This is a genomic window from Mycoplasma enhydrae, assembly GCF_025779955.1.
GTDB classification, from domain to species: Bacteria; Bacillota_I; Bacilli_A; order Mycoplasmatales; family Metamycoplasmataceae; genus Metamycoplasma; species Metamycoplasma enhydrae.
The window spans coordinates 22,654-45,717 of the sequence record NZ_JAOXHI010000004.1; the positions used below are offsets into that span (position 1 = coordinate 22,654).

Sequence of the window (23,064 nt, forward strand, 5' to 3'; positions counted from 1 at the left end):
ACGAACTATTTAGAAAGTATTACTAAAGCAGGTTTAATAACGCGGTCATTTAATTTATAGCCTATATTTTTTACTTCTAAAATTGTGTCTTTTTCCATATCTGAAGTCACCACTTCATATACCTGGTGAAAATCAGCATTAAATATTTCCCCAACTTTAGGTTCTATTTTTGCTAGTCCTATATCAAACAATTTGTTTTCAATTTGACTAAATAACATTTCAAAACCAACAATAAAATTTTTTAAAACTGGATTGTCGTTTTTCTTAGCTGCTAATATAGCTAATTCAAAATTGTTCAAGGGCATAATTAAATCTTCAATAAAAGATTGCAAGGCATATTTTTTAATCTCATTAATTTGTTCTTCTTGGTGCTCAGTAGTTTTCTTTTTGTGCTCACTAACCATTTCTTGAGCCTTAGCTTGAATATTTAAAACTTCTTGTTTAAATTTGAGTGTCTCTTCTACATTTTTCCGGCTTAATTCTTCATTTTTAAGTTGTAATGAATTTATAGTTTCTTTAGATACTTTTAATTCATTACTCAAGGTTTTAAGATTGTTTTTTAGACCTTCTATATTGTCAACCAATCTCTTATTTTGTTCATCTAATTGATTAATTGAATTTAGCTTTAGTATATATTTTTCATTTTTTTGAGCATATGTTAGTTCATTATCTTTAGTTAATTTACCTTTATTTATAATATTTAGTACTAAAGGTTCTAACTCATCAAATTCTCATATGTAAGAGTATTCATTAACTATTTCTTGAGGTTCTTTTTTTGTTTTCTTTGAAGTTATTAATGAAAGTTTTATGACATCATATTTATTAAATTTTCACATTATTTACATCCTTTTTCAACTAACTTTTCCAATACTGTAATAGCTTCTAAACCCTCTTCGATATCAATATATTTAGGTCCAACAATTGATATTTCTTTTATATTTTTATCATTTTCAAAATTAATTTTTTTACTAATAATATTTAAATTAGGTCTCGAATAATCAAGTTTAATATTGTTGTCTTCATCAATGTTGTTTTCAATCGTTTCCCAAACTGATTGGTGTTCAATAAAATCTAATACCTTAACTATTTCATCCCGTGAAATGTTTTTAGATAGAATTATAGCATTTTTGTTGTATGTTTTATTTTCGATTTTTTCTTCAAAAGTAAATATAGTTTTAATAAATTTTTGAATGATTAATTCATAGTTACTAATGCGTTCTTTGAACAATGGTAAAAGTGCTTGAGTTTTGGAAGCTAGTTCAATTAGGGGTGTATCTATTAATCTTTCTTTTAGTAAACGAATTGCAATTCGTAAGTCATTTAGTTCAATATCTTTTTCAAAATTGAAAATTTTATTTTGAACATTACCACTGCTTGTAACAATAACAATAACTGCTGATAAATCATTAAGAGGTATCAGCTGAATACTTCTTAGTTTTTCATCTTGATTGTTTGAAGAAGCCACAACAGTAAAATGAGCCATTTTACCAATTAAGTTAGCGGCTTCATCTAATGTAGTATCAATACTTAGGCGCCTTTTAGCTAATAGGTCTTCTAGTTTTTTGTTTCAAAATTTTTGTGGATCATAGGCAATATTTAAAGTGTAGTATTCCAAACCCTTAGTTGAAGGTATACGCCCACCAGAAATGTGTGGCTTTTCTAAAAAATCAATTTTTTCTAGATCTGACATTATATTTCTAATAGTAGCTGAAGAAATTTTTAAGTTCCTTAATTCAACTAATTTCTTAGAACCAACTGGTTCTCCTGTTTCAAAATACATTTCAACAATCATTTTGAAAATCTCTAAATGCCTGCCTTTTAGGACATTATCTTTATTATTTTGCATTTATCCTCCACATTAACAAATATATTTTAGCACTAAATTAGCACTTTCGTCATTTAATTGCTAAAAATATATTATTCAGAGCATTTTTTGAATATTTCAAGTTTCTTTTCTTGATAAATAGATATTCGAATGTAGTTAGGAATATGTTTAAGTAAAATAATAATAGAAGCAAAAACTAAAATATAACTATGTGACCATAGTGGAATGTCTTTGTTCATAAAAGCTAATAATCAAGTGCCATAATATTGAGGAATAAAACTAATAAAAGCAAAAATGATAGTTGCAATTACAGAGCATAATGAAATATATTTAATTGTTAAAACAAAAATTAAATAAATTAAAACTAATCATAAAAAAGTAGGAAAATCAAAAGCTAAGACTAGTCCAAAAAATGAAGCGACTCCCTTACCACCTTTAAATTTAAAATATAGAGGAATAATATGACCTATAAAAGCTCCAAGTCCTGCAAATAAAGGAATAATATAACTATTTTTTGTAGTAACTTTCACTATAAAAACAATTAGAGTTGGTATAAAAGATTTTAATAAATCAAATGCAAATACTAAAGCTGCAAATTTAAAACCAAACACTCTTAAAGCATTAGTAGCGCCTGCATTTTTAGAGCCTTCTTGTCTAATGTCTTTATTTTTTGTTTTCGAAAGAATAATACTAATATTAATTGAACCAATAAAGTATCCAATAATTAAAATAATAAAATTAATTCAAACACACTCTCATTTAAACATAAATATAATGATACATTATATTTGGCACTTCTAGTAACAAAAATCTGGCTAAGCCAGACCTTAAAAATTATTTTTTGATAATAAACCTTGCTGTGTTTCGAACAATAATGTTTTTATTTTGCAAAAAATCATAATTAAAACTAATTTCAGTAGCATCAATACTAACATTTAATAAATAAGCATCCATAAAAAAAGATTGGTTTTCAGAAAGCTTAAATTCATTAGAAATATATGTGTTTTTAATCATATGCAGACTTTGTTTTGCATATGATACTTTTATTTCATTCAATGAAGCTAGTAGTTTACAATTTTGTAAATTAGGGTCGGTGAATTCAATTTTTATGAATTTATCTTCAGTATCCTCAAAATAATCCACATATTCTGTTTCTACAACAGTGTTTTTAGTACCATCAATTTCTGATTCTAATATATATTTTAGTTTCACTTTTCTAATCTTTCAAAAACAACATCTTTACCAAAAAGAAAAATTGCTTTAGCTAGCTCCGGACCATGCTCTTCATAGGTTGTCACAATTCTTATCGGCATAAATAATTCTTTACCTTTTAGATTTAGTTCACTCTTAACTAAATCAATGCAATGCTGAATTTTTTCTACACTAAATTCATTATTTTTTAAATGGCTATAAAACTTGGTTACAACATTCATATTACCAATTTTCAAATCGGTACTCTTCTTAGGGTTTTTATAAATTGAAAGAGATTCTTGAATGCTTTGAATTGTTGGTGCTGATTGTTTGTATGTTTCAATAAATAAATTGTTTCATTCTTCATCAAAAGGAGATTCTATTTGAGACATTATTACACTATTGTCCATCTGTTTCATATATTGTTTTGAAAATCATTCCATTTTTACGATGTCGAATTTAGAAGGAGATTTAGAAAGTCGTTCGGGATTAAATTTTTCTATTAATTCTTCATGTGACATAATTTCATTATTATCACCCGAAGTTCAACCTAATAAGGCTAGAAAGTTAAATATTGCATGATGGTGGTAGCCCTCATTACGATAATCTTCAATAAATTGTTTAAGAGTCTTATCTCTTTTAGACAGCTTCTTACCTTCCATATTAGTAATAATTGTCATATGTCCAAAAGCAGGAGGGTTTCAATTTAAAGCTTCATAGATTGCCAATTGCTTTGGAGTGTTAGTTATATGTTCTTCGCCTCTAAGTACATGACTGATGTCCATTTGGTGGTCATCAACTACAACTGCAAAATTATATGTAGGATATCCATCACTTTTAACGATTACAAAATCGCCAATATCATTACTGTTAACTTCAATTTTTCCTCTTACAATATCTTGTCATTCATAAATAGTATTTTTTTTAAGTTTTAGTCTAATTGAATATTGATGTTCTTTATCACGACGTTGTTTTTCTTCTTCAGATATTTGTAATCAGTTTGGGTCGTATCTGAAAGAAGCAATTTTAGCCTCTTCTTGTTCTTTACGTTGTTGTTCTAATTCTTCTGAAGTATCATAAGCCTTATAAGCACAGTCCTTATCAATTAATTTATTAGCAAAATCTTGATAAACCTTAAGTTTTTCTGATTGGCGATATTTTCCATATTTTTTATTTGGTGTTAAGGGACTTTCATCGGGAATAATGCCCAATCATTTTAAATTTTCTAATTGACTTGCTTCTCCACCTTCAACATTACGTGCTACATCAGTGTCTTCTAATCTAAAAATAAATTGACCACCATAGTGCTTTGCAAATAAATAATTAAATAACGCAGTTCTAGCACCACCAATATGTAAAAAACCCGTTGGACTAGGTGCATATCTAGTTCTTATAGTTTTCATTATATTATTCCTCCTCAAAAAGAACCACTAATGGTTCTGTAACAAATTCTCAAAAGCCCCTTCGATTAGTTTCAATAATACCTTTTTTAAAAGCTCACGGCGCCTCTTCTAATCTTTCTGGACCAGCAGCTTCTGGAAAAAACGTTTTTGAAGGTTCAAGTATTTTTTCTTTCCAATTTGGAGCAGCTTCTTTTGTTTTATCAACCCAATATAAAACAATATAAACAGCTTTAGTATTATTTTTATGTTTAGTATATTTAGATTTAGTTGCAACTCCAGGTATATTTTCAACTAAATCATCATATTTAAATGAAAAAACTCGATAACTGTAAGCGCCAGTTAAATTATCTAATTTTAAAAATTTAAATGATTCTTTCAACTGAAATTTATGATTAGTATCATGCCTATTATTTAGTCTACTACCATCAGGTAAGTAAAGCTTATAAAATTTATCTTCACCACTTATCGGATTAAAAAGTCTAGTTGTGTTTAAATCATAAAAATCTTTTGCGCTACCTTTTGCTACTCTAACATTATCAATAACCGTTGTATATTCATCGTCTTCCGAAAGTGAAATATAAGGTTTTGCATGTGCACAAGAAACAACAGCAACAGCTGGTATTACAAGTGCTGCGCCAGTAATAATAGCATTAAGCAAAAAAAGGTGCTTTTTTTTGTTAGTTATTTTCATAATAAAAATTGTATACAAAAAACATATTCTTAGGGCTTTTTATTATATGTTTCTTAAAGTTTTATTAATTTAGAACAAAAAATGCCTAGGTAATGTAACAATGACAATATGAAAATAAGGAAGCAAGAAGATGTTAAGGATTGTGGTATTTTTGTAATTCAAGGATTACATCATTTTTATTATAAAAAATGGCTAAATATAAATGAACTAAAATATTTAGCTAATTATGATAGAGACGGTATTTCAATATCTAGTTTTATTGATTTAGCAAAAGAAGCAAAAATTAACATTGAAGCATATAAAGCTTCTTGAAATGAATTTCTAGACAATAGTTTTAAATTTCCTATTATTACTATGATTGAAATAAATGGATTATTACATTACATTTGCATAGAGGAAATTACTAAAAATCAAATAATAATAAATGATTCAGTAAATGGCAGAAGAATCATGCAACTTGAAAATTTTAAGCTTATGTTTACGGGAATTATTTTACTATCTTCAAAAGCAAATGATAAACCAATAAATTCAAAATTAATCACCAAAGATAAAATAACTTTTCTAACTAAACCTAGTTTAGTAATTTTGAGCCTTATAATTGGTTGTGCTCTACCATTATTGCACTACTGTCTTTCTTTTATAAACAAAGCAATTTTTAGTTATATTGAAATTAAAAATTTAAATTTTGCAACGCAAAATATTATTTTGTTTGTTTGAATTTCTATAGTTACTATTTTGTTAACTTGAATTAACGATCTATGTATTTCAAAAATTAAAAACTTGTTTCAAAAAAATATAAAACAAGAATTTTCAAATAAACTAAACAAAATAGACCAATCTCAACTTAGAAAAATAAATAGAAATGAAGTTTTAATTAGATATAATCTTATTGAGATAATGAGTGGTTTCTTAGCAAATAAATATTTTTTATTATCTAATTTTGTTGTCTCTTTAAGTCTTGCTTGTTCGTTATTTTTATCTATTGACCAAACAACAATTTTGTTTATCTTTTTATTTTGTTTAGTTAGAATTTTAATTTCAGTTATTATTGATTTCAAAATAAAACAATTAAACCAACTAATTTTAAAAAACACTATTGAAGAAATTAATGATATTTCTTTTCTTGCAAATAATCAAAGTAATTATGATTCTTACATTTGGAATCAAGAAAGAATAATGAACTTTAATAATTGCTTATTAGTAAATAATAATTTTCATAAAAAAATGGACAAATTTTTATCTTTTAAAAAGCTACTAAATTCCGTTTTTGTTTTGATTACTAACTTTATAATAATTTATTTTTTTATCCAATATTCAAAAGAACCGATTTCACATTTGTTTTTCATTATTAGTGTTCAAGGACTGATAAATAATCCAATTGTTTTAGTTCAAGGTTTTTTAACAAATAAGTCAATTAATGAAATTTTTAAATCAAAAATTTGTTTCATTTTAAATGCTCCCCAAAACGACATAATTTGTTCAAATATTATTGATAAAACAATTAACAAAATTGGTATAAAAAATTTAACAATTTCTTATGGTAGCAAAGAAATAATTCAAAACTTAAATTTAAACATTGAAAACAATTGCAAAATTGTTGGCAAAAATGGAGCAGGAAAATCTAGCTTAATTAAAACATTAGCGGGTAATTTTATTCAATATAAAAACAGAGTATTTTTCAATAATGAAAGCTTGAATAAAATTTCCAATTATTGGTTAGAAAGTAATGTATTTTACATTGACAATAGTTTTAATTTTCCTAATGTTGACTTATATACTTACTTATTTTTAAATATAGACAAAAAAATTGTTGATATTTTATTAAATGATGCCAAATTTAAAGAAATTTTAAATACTCTTAATTTAAGCATATTTTCCAACTTAAATCATTCAGAAGACAAACTATCACTTGGTCAAAAGCAACTCATAAAAGTTTTGCCATTAATAATCCGAAAATATAAAATTATTTTACTTGATGAAGCGTTTGAATTTATATCTTGAAAGCTATTTAAAAAACTAAGAGAAATAATAATTCATTTTCAAAATGAAGCACTGATTATTGAAACTAGCCATTCACAGAGATTTATAGATAAAAAATCTCCAATAATTACAATTTGCCAACCTTAATAATTTAAGGTAATTTTTATAGATTAATTTATAATTATCTTTATGAATAAAATTACCTTCAAAAATAGCAGTTTTTCGACCTTTAATTTCATGAAGGAATTTTTAGATATTTTAGACGCTTCAGCTAAAGAATTTGGAGTGCAAAAAAAACTATTAGTGGATGTTTTATTTGTGAACAAATTTAAGATGAAAAAATTAAATTTTAGATATCGAAATAAAAACTACACTACGGATATTTTAAGTTTTCCATTGGATGCACAAGATGAGCTTAGTTTTTTAGATGAAATTTATTTAGGACAAATAATAATATCCCCTTGAAAAATTAAAAAACAAGCCAAAGAATTTAATCATAGTATTAGAAGAGAGTTTTGTTACATATTTGCACACGGCATTGCACATTTATTTGGTTATGACCATCAGACTGAACAAGAAGCTTCTACTATGAATGCACATGTTGATAATATAATGAATATTTTAGGAATAAAAAGACAATAAAAAGGTGGTGAGATGAAGAAAGTTTGTTATGTTAGTTTAATTGGTAGACCTAATGTAGGAAAAAGTACATTAATCAATGGAATACTAGATTATGAATTAACTATTGTATCTAATCTAGCACAAACTACAAGAGACAATATTAGAGGAATATACAACGACAATGATTCGCAAATCATTTTTATAGATACTCCAGGAATACATAAACCAGAACAATTGTTATCTGAAAAACTAAACCAAAAAAGTTATGACGCTATTGAAAACACAGATGTAGTTTTATTTTTAAGTCCTGCAGATGAAGAATTGGGCAGAGGCGATGAATTCATTATTAACAAAATTAAGGAACTAGAAATACAAAATAAAATTGCCATTATTACAAAAGTAGATTTGATAAAAGAGCATCAAATTTTAGACCAGAAGGCAGCCAAATTAAAAGAGCTAGGATTTCAAGTAGTTTTAGGCGTGGGTAAAAACTTAAAACAAAGCTATAAGGACTTAATTGAAGAAATTAAAAAATATGCTTATGAATCTGAAACTATTTACGAGGAAGACCAAATCGGAGATATTAGTTTAAGGTTTATGGCAAAAGAAATAATTAGGCAACAAGCTATTGAAAATTTATATGAGGAAGTTCCACATTCAATTGCCATAGTAATTGATGATTTCAAAGAATCTGAGGAAGAACCTATTGTCATTAATGCCACAATTTTGGTTAAAAGTGAATCGCAGAAGGGAATTGTTATAGGAAAAGGCGGATCTAAAATTAAAGTCATTTCAATGAATGCTCGAAAAAAAATGTCTGAGTTATTTAACCAACCCACTAATTTGTTTTTAAAAGTAAAAGTTGATAATGATTGAGTTAATAAAGAACAAAAAATTAAGAAATATGGATATTAATAAAGGGAGAATAGTATGGATAAAAAGAAATTAAAAATTGAGAATGCTCCTATTATTGAATTGGTTGACATTGTTAAGGAATATGAAGATAAAACTGTTTTAGATAATGTTAATCTAAGTATTCAAAAAGGTGAATTTATTACTCTTCTTGGTCCTTCTGGTTCTGGAAAGACTACAATTTTACGCATTATCGGTGGATTTGAATGAGTTACTCGTGGAGAAGTTAAATTACATGGTAAAGACATTAAAGATTTGTCACCTCACAAACGTGATGTGTCTACAATTTTTCAAGATTATGCGCTTTTTCCACATTTAAATGTTGAAAACAATATTAAATATGGCCTTAGATTAAGACGTATTAGAAAAGATAATATTCCTAAAACTTTTGAATCAAAATTAAAGGTTCAAAAAAGAAAATGAAAAAAATATGCTCTTCAAAAGATGAAAAACTTAGACAAAGAATTTGAACTTTACGAAAAAGAACTAAAAAATAATCCTCAACTGTCACAAAGAAAAAAAGATAAATATCAAAAATGAATAGACGATATGGATTTTACATATTCATATTGAGAAAATTATGTTGATCTAAAAACTGAAGCATATGAAAAACGTTATTTAACAAGAAGAATTAATAATGAAGAAATGGATGCCGAAGTTCAAAAAATAATGAGTTTGGTTGGTTTAAGTGGAAACGAAAAAAAGAATGTAAATTTTTTATCAGGTGGAATGAAGCAGCGAGTAGCTTTAGCTAGGTCTTTAGTTATTGAACCTGAAATATTGCTTCTAGATGAGCCATTAAGTGCGTTGGATGCCAAAATTAGAGAGAGGATGCAAAACTTTTTACGTGACATTCAACAAAAACTAAAATTAACATTTATTTTTGTCACTCATGACCGAAATGAAGCTTTGCAATTAAGCGATAGAATAGCTGTTATTAGAGATGGTAAAGTGGAGCAATTTACTACACCAAGAGAGTTGTATGACTACCCAATTAATAAATGAGTAGCTAATTTCATTGGGGATTCAAACTTTTTTGAAGCTACTTATTTAACAGCTAACAAAGTAAAATTTATGGGCAAAACATTTGACACCATTCATAATGAATTTGAAGAACAAGAAGAATTAGATGTTCTAATACGCCCTGAAGACATATTGATTACCCAAATAAAATCAAAAGCTAAATTGATTGGAAAAATTATTAAGTCAACATATGGTGGAAGTTACTATAACTATGATGTTGATGTAAATGGTAAAATTATTCACATTGAAACTTCATCTAAACATGATGTTGATAAAGAAGTATATTTGGATTGAGATGTTGATTCAATTCACTTAATGAAAAAAGACAGAAAAATGGAAGCAATGGAAAAAGAGTTGGAGCAAACTAATGAAATTTAGATCATTCTTGGCTCAAAAAAAGAAACATAGCAAGGTTTCTGTACCAATTACAAAATTACAAATTTCTTTATTAGTTCCATATATTATTTTTTCAATACTTTTTATTGTTTTGCCCCTAATTTTTGTTTTTATTTATGCTTTTAAACCTCTTAATAATCAAGGTACTGAACAGAACTGAGAAGTAGCGTTTAAACCTTCTACTTGAATTATTATTGTTCGTTCGTTGGGCACAGGAATTTTTGCTGGTTTTTTTGCTTTAATAATAGGTTTTCCTTATGCATACATCGTTTCAAGGTCTAAATCCAAAACTATTAAAATTTTAGGTTTAACGCTAATTTTAAGTCCTTTAGCAATATTTACAATTTCAAAAGCATTAGCAATTAGAGGTTTATTTTCTGCGATTTTTGATGAAAATATGCTTAATAACAATTTCTTTATGGTTTTTGGAATGGTTTATTTATATTTACCTTTTATGGTCTTGCCTCTTTATCAAGTTTTAAAGGATATGCCTAATAATATCTTGGAAGCTTCTGAAGATTTAGGGTATTCTAAATTCAAAACTATTTTCACAGTAATTCTTCCTTATTGTTCTAAGGCTATGCTTAGTGGATTTGGAATTGTTTTAATGATGTCAGCAACTTCAATCATTATTTCAGATAAGTTATTACCTAATGGTTCACAAAAACAATTGATAGGTAATTTAATTAATCAGTTTGCCAACACCGCAAATCCTTTTGATTTAGCAAGTTCTTCAACATTAGTTATTATTACTCTTGCAGTTCTGCTATCAATTTATGCAATTATTTATGGCATTCCATATTTAATAACAAAGAAAAGACAAGGGGGTACTTATGAATAGACTGAAATCATTTTTCAAATACTCATATGTATTTTTTGTCTTAGCTTTCTTATATATTCCAATAATTTTTGGAGTTATTTTTAGTTTTAATGCTCCTTCATCAAAAGGGACATTTTCAGTCACAACTTGAAATAAGTTTTCTTTTGAAGCCTATTCAGAACTTTTTTCAAAATCACATGGACTAGCATTTTTAAATTCATTTTTACTTGGTATTGCCACTTCAGTTTTAGTAATCACCATTTCATTATTAACTGTGTTTGCTTTATGACGTCACAAAAATAAAACTTCTAGAACTTATGTTCAAGCAACTTCTAATATACCAATGATTAACCCCGATGTTATAACAGGGATTACCTTAGCAATTGTTTTAAACTTCTTATTTTTTGGAACGCTTAAAGCGACAAGTGAAGGATTCTTTAGGTCAATAATTGGTCACACAGTTATGTGCCTACCATATGGAATATTAATTATGTTACCTAAGAGTGATAAGTTTTCAAAAAATATTTTTGAAGCTAGTCAAGATTTAGGATATTCAAAATTTAAAACGTGGTTTAAAACATATTTTGTTTATATGTTAGGTTCAATTGGCTTTACTTTTGTTATGACAATGACTTTATCATTTGACGATTTTATAATAGCTAGAATTGTTTCAAATACAGAAACGCTAGGAACTCAATTATATGAAGGACAATTTCAAGCCTGGTCATTAGCAATTGGTGCAATTTCATTACTATTTGTTGTTTTTGGAAACACAATTTATATAGTTATTAAAAGTTCTCAAAATGCAAGAGCCAAAAAAGCAATTCAGTTATCTAAAAAGCAAGTTCAAAGAGACTTCTATAAGGAGGTACTATAGAATGAACAGACGAACTTGAAAAATAGTTTTGTTATGGACAGGACTTGGTATTTTTATTTTCTTATTTATGTTCGCTTTGATATTTAAACTAACAAATGCCTATCGTCCTAGTATTTATAATTACGAAGCCTATTTGTCTCCTACCATAATCAATAAATTAAAGAAAAACTATAACTATAAAGAGTTTAAAGAGATTAATGAATTTACTCAAGCTTTAGTACAAGATAAAGCCATTGCAGGTGTCGGAAGTGATTTTCAAGCGGCACAATTAATTCTGGATAAAAAAATAAAAAAAATAGACTTTTCAAAACTTTATGGAAGTAAAGAATTATCTTCATGAAATAAGCGTAAAAATTTATTTACTGATAATATTCAAAATCATTTAGAAAAATTTGATGAATTAATTTATTCTAAAATTGAACAAATGAAAGATGCGGAAAGAAAAATTAAAGGTTTTGAAATTAACACAGTCGAAAAAAAGTGAAGAATGATAGAAAAAAATAGACCTTCCAATGATTGAGATCATTTTTATGATTTTGTAATCCCTTATTATGTGCAAGATAAGGGCATAGCATATAACATTAATAAAGATTCTAGACCTCATTTAGATTTAAGTACACCTGAAATTCAAACTTTAGAAGAAAAAAGCACTCAACTAGATTGATTTGAAATATTTTCAACATTAAAAAAACATAATTTTAAGCGCGTAGCTTGAACAAATGCATATGTGGATAATCTAATGATTGGTGTGTTTAATTATATGCACAAACACCCAACCGAATGAAAAAAAGTATTTACAAAAAACGGCAATGATAAGCTACTGGATTTTAACGAATCGAATTATAGAATAGCTATTGACTCTTTTGTCTCATTTGTGAAAGCAGCTACAGACCATTCAATAAAAAATACCCAATACAATTTTATAAGTAGTAATGGGCTAGAACTATTAAACCACTTAATTGAACCTAAACCATCTAGATCAGATTCTGGAGTAATTTATAATGGTGATGCCTTGGATGCATATTATTCAGAAGACAACTTTGCAAGTGTGAAAAATGGAAATATTAGATTTATTAGACCTAAGAATAATTTTATATTGGTTGATTGTTGAATAATTTCAAATAAGCTTGATAATAAGGACACTGATAACTTCTTAAAAATGTTAGGAGATAACATTTATAGAAATAATCATAGATATTCCACTAAGTACTCAAAAAAAGTTGCTTTAGATAATTTAGAAAAAGATTTTATTCAAAAAATGAGAACAAAACTAACTCCAGAAGAGTTTCAAAAAGCTAAAGAAATTATTAAAAATATATATGAAAACAATAAGGACAATTTGATTGATAATTTAAAATTATTAGATCCAAGTATTGACTGGGAAAAATTAGAAAATTGAACTAAAGAAATAGATAATTTTGAAAAAAATACACAAAGCACTTATTTCATTAGTTGACTAAAACAAATAAGAAATGATTCTGAGGAAGGATATTCTATATTTGAAGAGGCATTTGAAAATTTATTTAATGATATTGAATTTTCAGAAATAGCTAATTTTAACTATATTTCATATACTCCAGCAGATGATTTAACATTTTCATTTATTTATTACTGGTATTTTGGAAATGATGGTATGGCTAAGCAAATTTATTCAGTTTCAAAAAGCGATCCTTCTTATCAATTATTTAATTACCCAATAATAGATAACAATTTGAGAACAAAAATTTCAGCATATTATTTTGAAACTACAAAGTCTTAAGATAGGGGTAAAAATAACCTCTATTTTTTACTTAAATTTATGTTTAATTTTAATAATCCGGATTTTAAAACTATTGCTATATTATTCTAATAATCATTACAATAATTAATTATTTAAGTATAATTATTGATTATAAAAAATAATAAAAATAATTAGAAATTAAGGAGAAAATATGACACTTAAAAAGCTGCTGGAATCTGAAAAATCAATTAAAGAGCAACAACCATATAAAATTCAAGGATGAGTTATTTCAAATAGAGGTAATGATAAAGTAAGGTTTGTTACTATCAACGATGGAAGCACCGTTGCTAATCTCCAAGTAGTAATCAAAGGCAATAACATTAATAAATGAAATATTGAAAACTTGTCATTGGGGTCATCAGTTAGTGTTGAAGGTCAAATACACTTAACTCCTGAAGCAAAACAACCCTTTGAACTTGTGGCTACATCATTTAATATAATTAATGGTGTTGATCAAGATTTTCCAATTCAAAAAAAAGAAACATCATTAGATTTCTTACGTGAAATTCCTCATCTAAGACATCGTACTAATTTATTTAGGTCAATAATGTTAATAAGAAACTCCTTAACATACGAAATTCATAAGTATTTTCAAGAACATGACTTTTTAAATGTAGCTTCTCCTATTATTACTTCAAATGATGGTGAAGGTGCTGGAGAAACACTTTTAGTAGATGATGAAACCAAAGACTATTTTTTCAAGCAAAAAGCGTTTTTAGGTGTTACTGGTCAACTGCATGCTGAATCATATGCTGCGGGTTTCAAAAAAGTATATACTTTTGGCCCAACGTTTAGAGCCGAAAATTCACATACTTCTAGGCACTTAGCTGAATTTTGAATGATTGAACCTGAAGTGGCATTTTATGATTTAAATGATGTCATTTTATTAGCTGATGATTTATTAAAAACAGTTATTTCAAATACACTAAAAAAATATCCTGACGAAATGAAATACTTAAATTCTTTAAATGAAGGCTTAATTTCAACGCTTCAAAATTTTTTGAATAATAAATTGACAATTATTGATTATAAAGATGTTGTAGAAAAATTGAAAAACTATAAAGAACAATTTGAAGAAAAAGAAATTTTCTTTGGAATGGATTTATCTTCAGAGCATGAAAAATTTTTGGCTGAAAAAATTGTTAAAGGTCCAGTAGCTGTAATAAACTATCCTAAAGACATTAAAGCATTTTATATGTTTCAAAATGATGATAATAAAACAGTTAGAGCTTTTGATTTCCTAGTACCTGGAATTGGGGAATTAATTGGTGGCAGTCAACGTGAATGCAATTATCAAAAACTAGTTAATAGAATGAAAGAACTGAAGATTCCACTAGAACCTCTACAATGATATTTAGACTTACGTAGATTTGGTTATGCTGTTTCAAGTGGTTTTGGTATTGGATTTGAGAGATTAGTAATGTATGTGACAGGTGTAAACAACATTAAGGATACAATTCCTTTCCCACGTGTTGCGGGACAAATTAAGATGTAGATTGGATATGAATATGAGCAAAAATCTTACTATTATAGTTCCTATATACAATCCTGCAATTCCAATATCTTCAATTTTAAATAATCTATACAAACAAAAAAGCCAAAATTTTGATGTTGTTATAACAATAGATAGACCTAAGGATGAACACTTTTTTGAAATTGATGAATTACAACTTAAATTTAAAGACCGTTTAAAAGTTATATTCAACACTTCACACCAACATATTGATTTAGTTATTAAACAAGCATTAAATCTTGTTAAAACACCTTATATTTTTATTTTATATTCTTATTGTCATATTAAAAGTGAGTTCGTTCAAAGAATTGATAATTTTTTGAATAACGAAAAAACCAAACCTGATTTTGTAGAGCTTCCTGGTTCAATTAAGGGTGTTCCATTTTTTGGTACTAAGTTAAACAACAACTTTAATTCTCAAGTTATTAATTTAAAAGACAACAAAGAACCCTTTGTATTTGTTACACCTTTTGTTTTTAATTATTTTGTTAAAACAAATATTGCCTTAGAAATTTTTAGCAAACCTAAAATTAAAGAATCAAATTTGGAATATTCACCTAATTTTGTATACAGGTCTTTATTAGAATCTCAAACATTTGCTTTTTTTGAAGGCACATGAGTTGAAAATTTAAATTATAGTTTTGTAACTTTTAACCCTAAATCTTTAACTCGCTGCTGAAATTCAGTTTTTAGTTGTTTTAGTGATATAGATCAAGAAACTAAAGAAGCGCTTGAATTTGCTATGTTTATGAACTATTGTTATTACATTAGTGGTTTTATTGGAATTTTTAAAACTAAAAAGGGTACATTGGCATCTAAATCACTTAACAACATTAAAGCAGCATTACTTAAGGAAATTGAAACCTTAAAACCTAAATGAGAAGAACAAATTAAAAATAATTCTTATTTTTCAAGATTTAGTATTACAAACTTAAAAAAATTAACAAATGATTTTAAAACAAAATGAGAATTAATTTTTAAAAAATTCACATGATAAAAAAAATAAATAGAAAAGCTCATTTTTGAATAAGAGTTTTAGCTAGCTTAATAGATTTAACTTTATTTATTATCTTTGCAATTGGAACCTCGTTTTTAGTATTTAATTACAAAAACGTAGACTTTTACACTACTAATATTTTAAATAGAGAACTTATTTATAGAATGTGACTTTTTAGCTTGATTTTAGTCTTATTTCTATTGTATATACTAATTCCTGTCATATTTAAGGGTCAAACTATAGGAATGTTAACTTGCAAAATTAAGATTATTTCTACAAAGTCTAAAAGAAAACTATGAAAAACCGTTTTTGACAGACAAAGACTTTTTTCTTTTTTGTGAATGTTTGTATTGTTGGCATTTATGTTAGTTTCTACAGATGCTTTTTTAAAAGCAACTAAAGGTAACAAATTAAATATGGTTGAAAAAATTGTTTTTTCTTTACCTACCACTTTAGCTACAATAGCAATAAATTTGGAAATAATAATGATTCTGAGTGGAGTAGGTGCTTCTAGACTAAATTGAAATGATAAATTTTCACAATCTCAGACAGTTTGAATTAACAAGTATGATGAAATAGATATGGAAGAAGAGTTGGATAAAAAAATTTCTCCAATAAAAAGAGAAATGCCAAAAATTAATTTTTTTACAAAATAGCCAAGAAATTAGGCTATTTTTTTGCGTTTACAAAGCCTAAAAATACCTTATTAATGTATAATTATATTATGCTAATATAAATTTTACAACAGGGGGATTAGAGATGATAAATTTAGATAACTTAAACGTACAACAGCGACAAGCCGTTGAGTATAACGATGGACCATTAAGAATTATAGCTGGTGCTGGGTCAGGAAAGACTCGTGTTTTAACTCACAAAATTGCATATCTAATTGAAAAACTAAATATTAACCCTGCTAGAATTTTAGCTTTGACTTTTTCTAACAAAGCTGCAAACGAAATGAAACAAAGGGTAAGCTCAATGCTTGATAATCCTGGACAATTACCACTAATAAGTACATTTCATGCAATTTGTGCTCGAATTTTAAGACAAGAAATTCATTTGCTTGGTTACAATAATGACTTTCAAATTGTTGATGAGTTAGACCAAAAAGCAATTTTAAAATCTGTTTATAATGAATTAGATATATCTCACATTGAATATAGTTATAGTTCAATGATAAGTTATATCCAAAACAAGAAAAATGCTCTTTTCGATTTTTTAGATGTGGTAGATGAAAAAATAAATAAATCTCTTTCTGATTCAGAAAGAAAAATTCTTGAAACTAAAGATAATATATACAAGAAATATCAAGAAAGGCTTGAAAGATCTAGAGCTTTAGATTTTGATGACTTGCTAGTTTTTGTACATCGTTTGTTTTATGATCCCAACTATGACAATATTGCTAAAAAATGGGGAAAAAGATATGACCATATATTAGTTGATGAATTTCAAGACACTAGTGTTATTCAATACAAAATATTGCAAAAATTGTCAACAAGTGACCATTTAACCATTGTTGGAGATCCTGACCAAACAATATATAGCTGACGTAATGCTGATATAAACATTATTGTTAATTTTGATAAAGATTATCCAAGTGCTCTAACTGTAAAATTAGAAGAAAACTATCGTTCAACTAAGAAAATTCTTCACCATGCAAATAGTTTAATTTCAAAAAACAAAATTAGATTAGATAAAGCCTTATATACACATAACGAAGATGGTGAAGAAGTCGAATTTTACTGCGGTCATAGTGAAGATGCTGAAGCAAGATGAATTGCTCAAAAAATTTCAGAACTAAAAAGATCAAGAGTTCAATTAAAAAATATTGCAATACTATACAGAACTAATAGTTATTCTAGAGCTGTTGAAGAAGCTTTAATTAGAGAAAATACAATTTATAAAATTTTTGGTTCAATTAAGTTCTATCAACGAGAAGAAATCAAAGATGCTTTAGCTTATTTACGTGTTATTCATGATGGAAGTGAGTTAATGTTATTAAGAATTATTAATAAACCTTCTAGAAAAATTGGTGATGTCACAATTGATAAACTAATTGAATTTGCTAGATCTAAAAACACAGACTTATATAGTGCAATAGAAAAACATTTTAGTGAAATACAAAAAACACTAAGAGTTTCTAATTTAACAATTACCAAACTGGCAACTTTAATTAATGCTATCAGGTGAGCCAGAAAAGCTCTAAAAACAAATTCTATAAGTGATACCTTAAAAGAGTTTATGATTAATACAATTAAGTATTTTGAAATTTTTAAGAGCTCAGAAGAAGAATATGAATCAAAATTAGAAAACTTTATGAGTTTGCTAAATGTGATTGAATCTTGAGAAAAAAATAATCCTCATGGTTCTATTGATGAATATCTACAAGAAATTACTTTAATCACTGACCGTGATGTTGAAGATGATGCAACCAGCTTTGTTTCATTAATGACAGTACACAACGCAAAAGGATTAGAGTTTGATTATGTTTTTATTTGTGGACTAGCTGAAAATATTTTTCCACTAAGAAGAGCAATAACAATTGCTCCAAATAAAGACTTTATTTTTCTAAGTCATTCAAGTACTAAAAAAGAAAATTTTGAAGGACTGGAAGAAGAAAGAAGATTGGCTTATGTTGCCATTACTAGAGCTAAAACAAAATTATTTTTATCTTTTGCTATTAACCGTAGCGGTTATACCAAAGGAAGTAGATTCTTAAAAGAAGCTGGAATTAAAACTCAAAGTAGTAGCATTGATATAGCTAATGATTTTTCAATCGCTGAAGAAAACAATAACAATAATAGTGATTTAATTGTTGGTGATGAAATTATGCACCAAACTTACGGTAAGGGTAAAATTATTGAAATGGTAGATACAATAATTACCATTCATTTTCCTGATTTAAAAACTACTAAACAATTTGAAAGATCACATCATTCAATTAAGAAATGGGATAGTAAAAATGTCACCGAATAGTATTAAAATAATTTTGGTAGTTTTTATATTATTAGCAGCATTTAGTACTGTTGGTTTTATAGGATTTTTTGCTTATCGCAGAAGAACAAAAACATCTAGCGATAATGGTTTTATGTGTTTTTTAATTGACACTAACAAAGAAAGAATTAAGGCTAATAATAGCATTCGAGAAGTCTGAACACAGCCGGCTTTTTTGAAAAAAATAAGTTTTATTCATAATAAGTGAAGAAAGTTACAAGATTTCTTAGATTTATTTGATAGAAAATCAAAATCAACATTAAGTATTGCTATTAAAAATAAGAATTTAATAAAGGTAAGCACTGAAATATCTAATAGCAAATCGCGTTTCTTAAGCACTAAAGTCAATATAACTTTTGATACTATTCAAGACGAATACATATTTTTAACCTTAAACTGATATGAAAACGATTCACGAGAAGATAAGGTATTTGAAGCTACAAATACTAATATAGATTATTTGATAGATAAAAACAATCAATATTTTGCTTATGGTTTTATTTTAAATATAAAAGATATTGAAAATATAGCTAACTTTATTGCTTTATTTAAGGCTAACTGTGTTAAAAAAAGAATGTATAACATTAAAGTTTTTTTAGACTGAAATAAACTGTTTTTTGTTATGCCTTTTAATAAGATATCAGAATCACAAGCAATGAGATATATTAAATATTTTTCAAAATGAAGTATTCCATATAAACACTTATATAATAAGACATTTAGTTTCAAACATACTTTACTTAAAGACCAAGATTTTGTTTCATATCAAACTTTGTTTGATTATGTTAAATCTAATAATTTAGAGCTTAAGAATGATTTTTTATTAACTTATAAAATTTATGAGGATTACAATTTTTTAGTTTTTAAAGAAAAATATGATTATGTACTAAGTGAAATTAATAATAGTCATAGTGCAAGTTTTGAAACTCACAATATATTAAGTTTTGGTGATAAGAAATGAAAAATAGATACAATGGACCTTGATGAAAAATTCGAAGTGCTTAACATCGATTCTTCTGATACATTAGCAAATTTAGATATTTACAAAAACTTTTATTTAAAAATTTTTAGTGAACCTAAGGGATTTAAATTAAATGGTAAACTAATAAATATTAATGATTTTGTATTTAACTTAATTGAAAATAAAAAAATTGAAGATTTATTAGCTAAATACAAATCATTTATTCAATTAATAATTCCTAATTCAAAGAAAAATACAATTAAAGTGAAGAAAAAAATTGAATTAATTCAACAAGAGTATCCTGAGGCTGGTGTTGGTTTAAGAATAATTAATATTAATAATGATTTAGTTTCAATTATTGATAAATGAATTAAAGTTATTTGAGTGGATGAAAACTTAGTGAATAATTTGCATAAACCTGAAGCAATTTTATATATTAGTATGCTTTATAAAAAAGCTGAACAACATAAAATTAGTATAATTTTTGATAAACTTGATTTTAAAAATTATCGAAAGATTTTACAAAATGAAAACTTGAATTTATTTTTTACAAAATAATTCCAAAGTTCAATTAGAAAGGAACAAAATATGAACAAAGACTTAATTAAAGACAACTTCTTTGAAGCCGTAAATGGTGAATGACTAGCTAAAAATAAAATTCCTGATGATAAACCAGGAACAGGTTCTTTTGAACGCTTGGATAATAGCTTAATCAAACTAAAAACTAAATTATTAAATAAATGATTAACTGATACAACAGACATCAAAGATAACCCGATATTACTTGAAATGACTAAATTCTATAATTTAGCAAAAAACTGATCAGATCGTCGTAAATTTGGAATCAAACCAGCACTTGCTATATTGGATAAAATTTCAAGTTTTAATAGTTGAAAAGACATAGAAAGCAACTATGATTTTCTAACATTTAATAATTTTGAAACACCTATTCCTTTATTTATCGAAACTGATTTTAAAAATTATGAACAACAAGTATTGTATGCTTCTTGCCCTTCAGTTATATTGCCTGAAAAGAACTATTATTCAATACCAGAAAAGAAAGCAGACCTATATGAAAAATGATCTGCAATGACTAAGAAACTATTAAACAAAGTTAATAGAAGCAAAAGATGAGCTGACAAGTTAATTAAACAAGCTTTATCCTGAGATTCGGAAGCTGCAAAATACATTTTATCTGCTGAAGAATGAGCACTAATAACAAAAATATATAATCCAAAACTTGTTTCTGAATTTGATGAAAAAATTAAAACACTATCTTTATCAAATATTATTAAATCTGTAATTGGAAAAAACTTAACATCTATAATTTGCGTTTCAGATGATTTAGCCAACCACTTTTCAAAATTACTTTTGGAAGAAAATTTTGAAAACTACCGTTCTTTCTTATACGTTAACACCTTAATTTCATTAGCTCCATACTTAGATTATGATAGTGCAGTAATATCAGGTGAATTTGCAAGAAGTTTAAGTGGGCAAGTCAAACCACTTGACAAAAAGCAACAAGCAGTTAAATTAAGTGCTGACAAAATGTTTACCATGGCTTTTGGTAAATATTACGGTGAAACATATTTTGGAAAAGAAAACAAAAAAAATGTTGAAAATATGATTGCTAAGATGATTGGTATTTATGAAAATAGACTAAAAAATAACACTTGATTATCTCCTAAGACCAAAGAAAAAGCAATTTTGAAGCTTTCTAAAATTGGTGTTTATGTAGGATACCCTGAAGTTATTGATAATTTCTATTCTAAACTAATTGTAAAAGAATATAATGGCTATGATGACCTACTTATGAATGTTTTAGAATTTAATGAAATTAAAAGAAGATCTGAATTTGCAGAATATGGCAAAAAGAAAGATAAGAACTTATGATCAATGACACCAGCAATGGTTAATGCTTATTATAATCCAACAAGTAATATCATAGTATTTCCTGCCGGAATACTTCAAGCACCGTTTTATAGTGCTAAACAATCTTCTTCAGCTAATTATGGAGGTATAGGATCAGTTATTGCTCATGAAATTTCTCATGCTTTTGATAATAATGGTTCTAACTTTGATGAAGTTGGTAATATGATTAATTGATGAACAGAGGAAGATAAAAAAGAATTTGAAATTCGCGCACAAAAAATGGTTGAGCTCTTCGAAGGTAGAGAAACAGAAGTTGGAAAATGTAATGGTAAACTAACTGTATCTGAAAATATAGCTGATGCCGGCGGTTTATCATGTGCACTAGAAGCTGCTAAAACCGAAAGTGATTATAGTGCTAAAAAATTCTATATTGCTTATACAACTAATTGAAGAGCAAAATACCGCCCTGAATTTCAAAAATTATTATTAGATATCGACGTACATGCTCCAGCTGTTTTAAGAGCAAATGTTCAAGTTCAAAACTCAGATGATTTTTATAAAGCATTCAAGATTAAAAAAGAAGACAAGATGTTTCTTGATGCTTCAAAGCGTGTAAAAATTTGATAACTAAAAGCCACCTTATATAGTGAATTCTTCAGTTTAACCTAGCAGTGGTAAAAACTCGATGAGTTCGCTTTTTTGTATTTTTATAATAAAAAACATATCCTTCTTTTGTGGTAGTTCACTAGTAGAGGATATGTTTAAATAGAGGAAATTTTCAAATTCTCTTAGTATTATTCCTTGTCCTTAAGAAAAATAATCACATTTTCTTCGCGGCTTTTTCGGTTTTCTGAAAAGTAACTTTCTATAGCTTGCTTTCCATTTTCTAAATAATAAGTTGATTTATTTGCTTTATGTTCATAAGCTTTTCTAATATATGGATATATTCCAAAATTATTTGGTTTTCCAGACAAACTTTTATCTAGTTCCTCAGTATTTTTGTCTAATTCTTCGAAGTAGTTAATCAAAATTTTATTTGTATTAGTATCTAGAATATCCGAGCCCATGAAAAAAGTAGTATCTAAATTTAAACATATCCCCTATTAGTGGACTACCACAAATGGAGGATATGTTTTTTATTATGAAAAAATATAAGACAAGAATATTTTTATACAAGTTGTGTATGAGAGTGCTTACTGGAGAAAAAA

Annotated in this window: 20 protein-coding genes; 13 read left to right on the forward strand and 7 right to left on the reverse strand. The window is 26.7% G+C overall.

The annotated features are described in order from the left end of the window. Nucleotides 1-5: 5 nt before the first annotated feature. From OF364_RS01675 to OF364_RS01700, 6 genes are all read right to left on the reverse strand, one after another. Nucleotides 6-836 (reverse strand): nucleotide exchange factor GrpE, encoded by an 831-nt coding sequence (locus tag OF364_RS01675; RefSeq protein WP_205851434.1) that lies wholly within the window; start codon nt 834-836, stop codon nt 6-8. Next, a complete protein-coding gene (gene hrcA, locus OF364_RS01680) occupies nt 836-1,846 on the reverse strand; it encodes a heat-inducible transcriptional repressor HrcA (RefSeq protein ID WP_205851433.1) in 1,011 nt (336 codons plus the stop codon). The genes OF364_RS01675 and hrcA overlap by 1 nt, the downstream gene beginning before the upstream one ends. A gap of 71 nt (nt 1,847-1,917) precedes the next feature. Continuing rightward, a complete protein-coding gene (gene plsY, locus OF364_RS01685) occupies nt 1,918-2,592 on the reverse strand; it encodes a glycerol-3-phosphate 1-O-acyltransferase PlsY (protein ID WP_263774027.1) in 675 nt (224 codons plus the stop codon). Nucleotides 2,593-2,659: 67 nt separating this feature from the next. Further along, nucleotides 2,660-3,037: a hypothetical protein gene (locus tag OF364_RS01690; protein WP_205851431.1), complete on the reverse strand. Its 378-nt coding sequence runs from the start codon at nt 3,035-3,037 to the stop codon at nt 2,660-2,662. Continuing rightward, entirely contained in the window at nt 3,028-4,419 is a 1,392-nt protein-coding gene (gene gltX / locus OF364_RS01695; protein ID WP_263774028.1) for a glutamate--tRNA ligase, read from the reverse strand. Before gltX ends, OF364_RS01690 begins: the two co-directional genes overlap by 10 nt. 4 nt (nt 4,420-4,423) lie before the next feature. Beyond that, complete coding sequence (locus OF364_RS01700; protein ID WP_263752672.1) at nt 4,424-5,077, reverse strand: hypothetical protein; 654 nt, start codon at nt 5,075-5,077, stop codon at nt 4,424-4,426. A gap of 141 nt (nt 5,078-5,218) precedes the next feature. On the opposite strand from OF364_RS01700, the gene OF364_RS01705 reads away from it, so the two are divergent. The 13 genes from OF364_RS01705 to OF364_RS01765 all read left to right on the forward strand — a co-directional run bounded on the left by OF364_RS01705 (nt 5,219) and on the right by OF364_RS01765 (nt 22,483). Further along, nucleotides 5,219-7,237: an Mbov_0121 family peptidase domain-containing ABC transporter gene (locus tag OF364_RS01705; RefSeq protein WP_263774029.1), complete on the forward strand. Its 2,019-nt coding sequence runs from the start codon at nt 5,219-5,221 to the stop codon at nt 7,235-7,237. Between the two features lie 90 nt (nt 7,238-7,327). Next, entirely contained in the window at nt 7,328-7,732 is a 405-nt protein-coding gene (gene ybeY / locus OF364_RS01710; protein WP_263774030.1) for an rRNA maturation RNase YbeY, read from the forward strand. Nucleotides 7,733-7,744: 12 nt separating this feature from the next. Next, nucleotides 7,745-8,626 carry a GTPase Era gene (era, locus tag OF364_RS01715; protein WP_263752674.1) on the forward strand — a complete coding sequence of 294 codons (882 nt, stop codon included), beginning with the start codon at nt 7,745-7,747 and terminating at the stop codon, nt 8,624-8,626. 15 nt (nt 8,627-8,641) lie between these two features. Then, complete coding sequence (locus tag OF364_RS01720) at nt 8,642-10,024, forward strand: ABC transporter ATP-binding protein (RefSeq protein WP_263774031.1); 1,383 nt, start codon at nt 8,642-8,644, stop codon at nt 10,022-10,024. Continuing rightward, nucleotides 10,014-10,883 carry an ABC transporter permease gene (locus OF364_RS01725; protein ID WP_205851424.1) on the forward strand — a complete coding sequence of 290 codons (870 nt, stop codon included), beginning with the start codon at nt 10,014-10,016 and terminating at the stop codon, nt 10,881-10,883. Before OF364_RS01720 ends, OF364_RS01725 begins: the two co-directional genes overlap by 11 nt. Then, nucleotides 10,876-11,739, forward strand: coding sequence for an ABC transporter permease (locus OF364_RS01730; protein WP_205851423.1), 864 nt, complete (start codon nt 10,876-10,878; stop codon nt 11,737-11,739). Before OF364_RS01725 ends, OF364_RS01730 begins: the two co-directional genes overlap by 8 nt. A gap of 1 nt (nt 11,740) precedes the next feature. Continuing rightward, nucleotides 11,741-13,498: a hypothetical protein gene (locus OF364_RS01735; RefSeq protein WP_263752677.1), complete on the forward strand. Its 1,758-nt coding sequence runs from the start codon at nt 11,741-11,743 to the stop codon at nt 13,496-13,498. Between the two features lie 172 nt (nt 13,499-13,670). Next, nucleotides 13,671-15,014, forward strand: coding sequence for an asparagine--tRNA ligase (gene asnS, locus OF364_RS01740; RefSeq protein WP_205851421.1), 1,344 nt, complete (start codon nt 13,671-13,673; stop codon nt 15,012-15,014). A gap of 13 nt (nt 15,015-15,027) precedes the next feature. After that, a complete protein-coding gene (locus tag OF364_RS01745; protein ID WP_205851420.1) occupies nt 15,028-16,029 on the forward strand; it encodes a glycosyltransferase family 2 protein in 1,002 nt (333 codons plus the stop codon). Next, nucleotides 16,023-16,685 carry an RDD family protein gene (locus tag OF364_RS01750; protein WP_263774032.1) on the forward strand — a complete coding sequence of 221 codons (663 nt, stop codon included), beginning with the start codon at nt 16,023-16,025 and terminating at the stop codon, nt 16,683-16,685. Before OF364_RS01745 ends, OF364_RS01750 begins: the two co-directional genes overlap by 7 nt. Nucleotides 16,686-16,788: 103 nt before the next feature. Beyond that, on the forward strand, nt 16,789-19,005 hold the full coding sequence (locus OF364_RS01755; RefSeq protein ID WP_263774033.1) for an ATP-dependent helicase: 2,217 nt from the start codon (nt 16,789-16,791) through the stop codon (nt 19,003-19,005). Then, complete coding sequence (locus OF364_RS01760; protein WP_205851417.1) at nt 18,992-20,542, forward strand: MHO_4530 family protein; 1,551 nt, start codon at nt 18,992-18,994, stop codon at nt 20,540-20,542. The genes OF364_RS01755 and OF364_RS01760 overlap by 14 nt, the downstream gene beginning before the upstream one ends. Before the next feature lie 30 nt (nt 20,543-20,572). Then, nucleotides 20,573-22,483, forward strand: a complete 1,911-nt coding sequence (locus OF364_RS01765; RefSeq protein ID WP_263774034.1) for a M13 family metallopeptidase — start codon at nt 20,573-20,575, stop codon at nt 22,481-22,483. A gap of 167 nt (nt 22,484-22,650) precedes the next feature. Here the strand turns inward: OF364_RS01765 and OF364_RS01770 are convergent, their stop codons facing one another. Continuing rightward, nucleotides 22,651-22,923, reverse strand: coding sequence for a hypothetical protein (locus OF364_RS01770; RefSeq protein ID WP_263774035.1), 273 nt, complete (start codon nt 22,921-22,923; stop codon nt 22,651-22,653). Between the last annotated feature and the right edge of the window lie 141 nt (nt 22,924-23,064).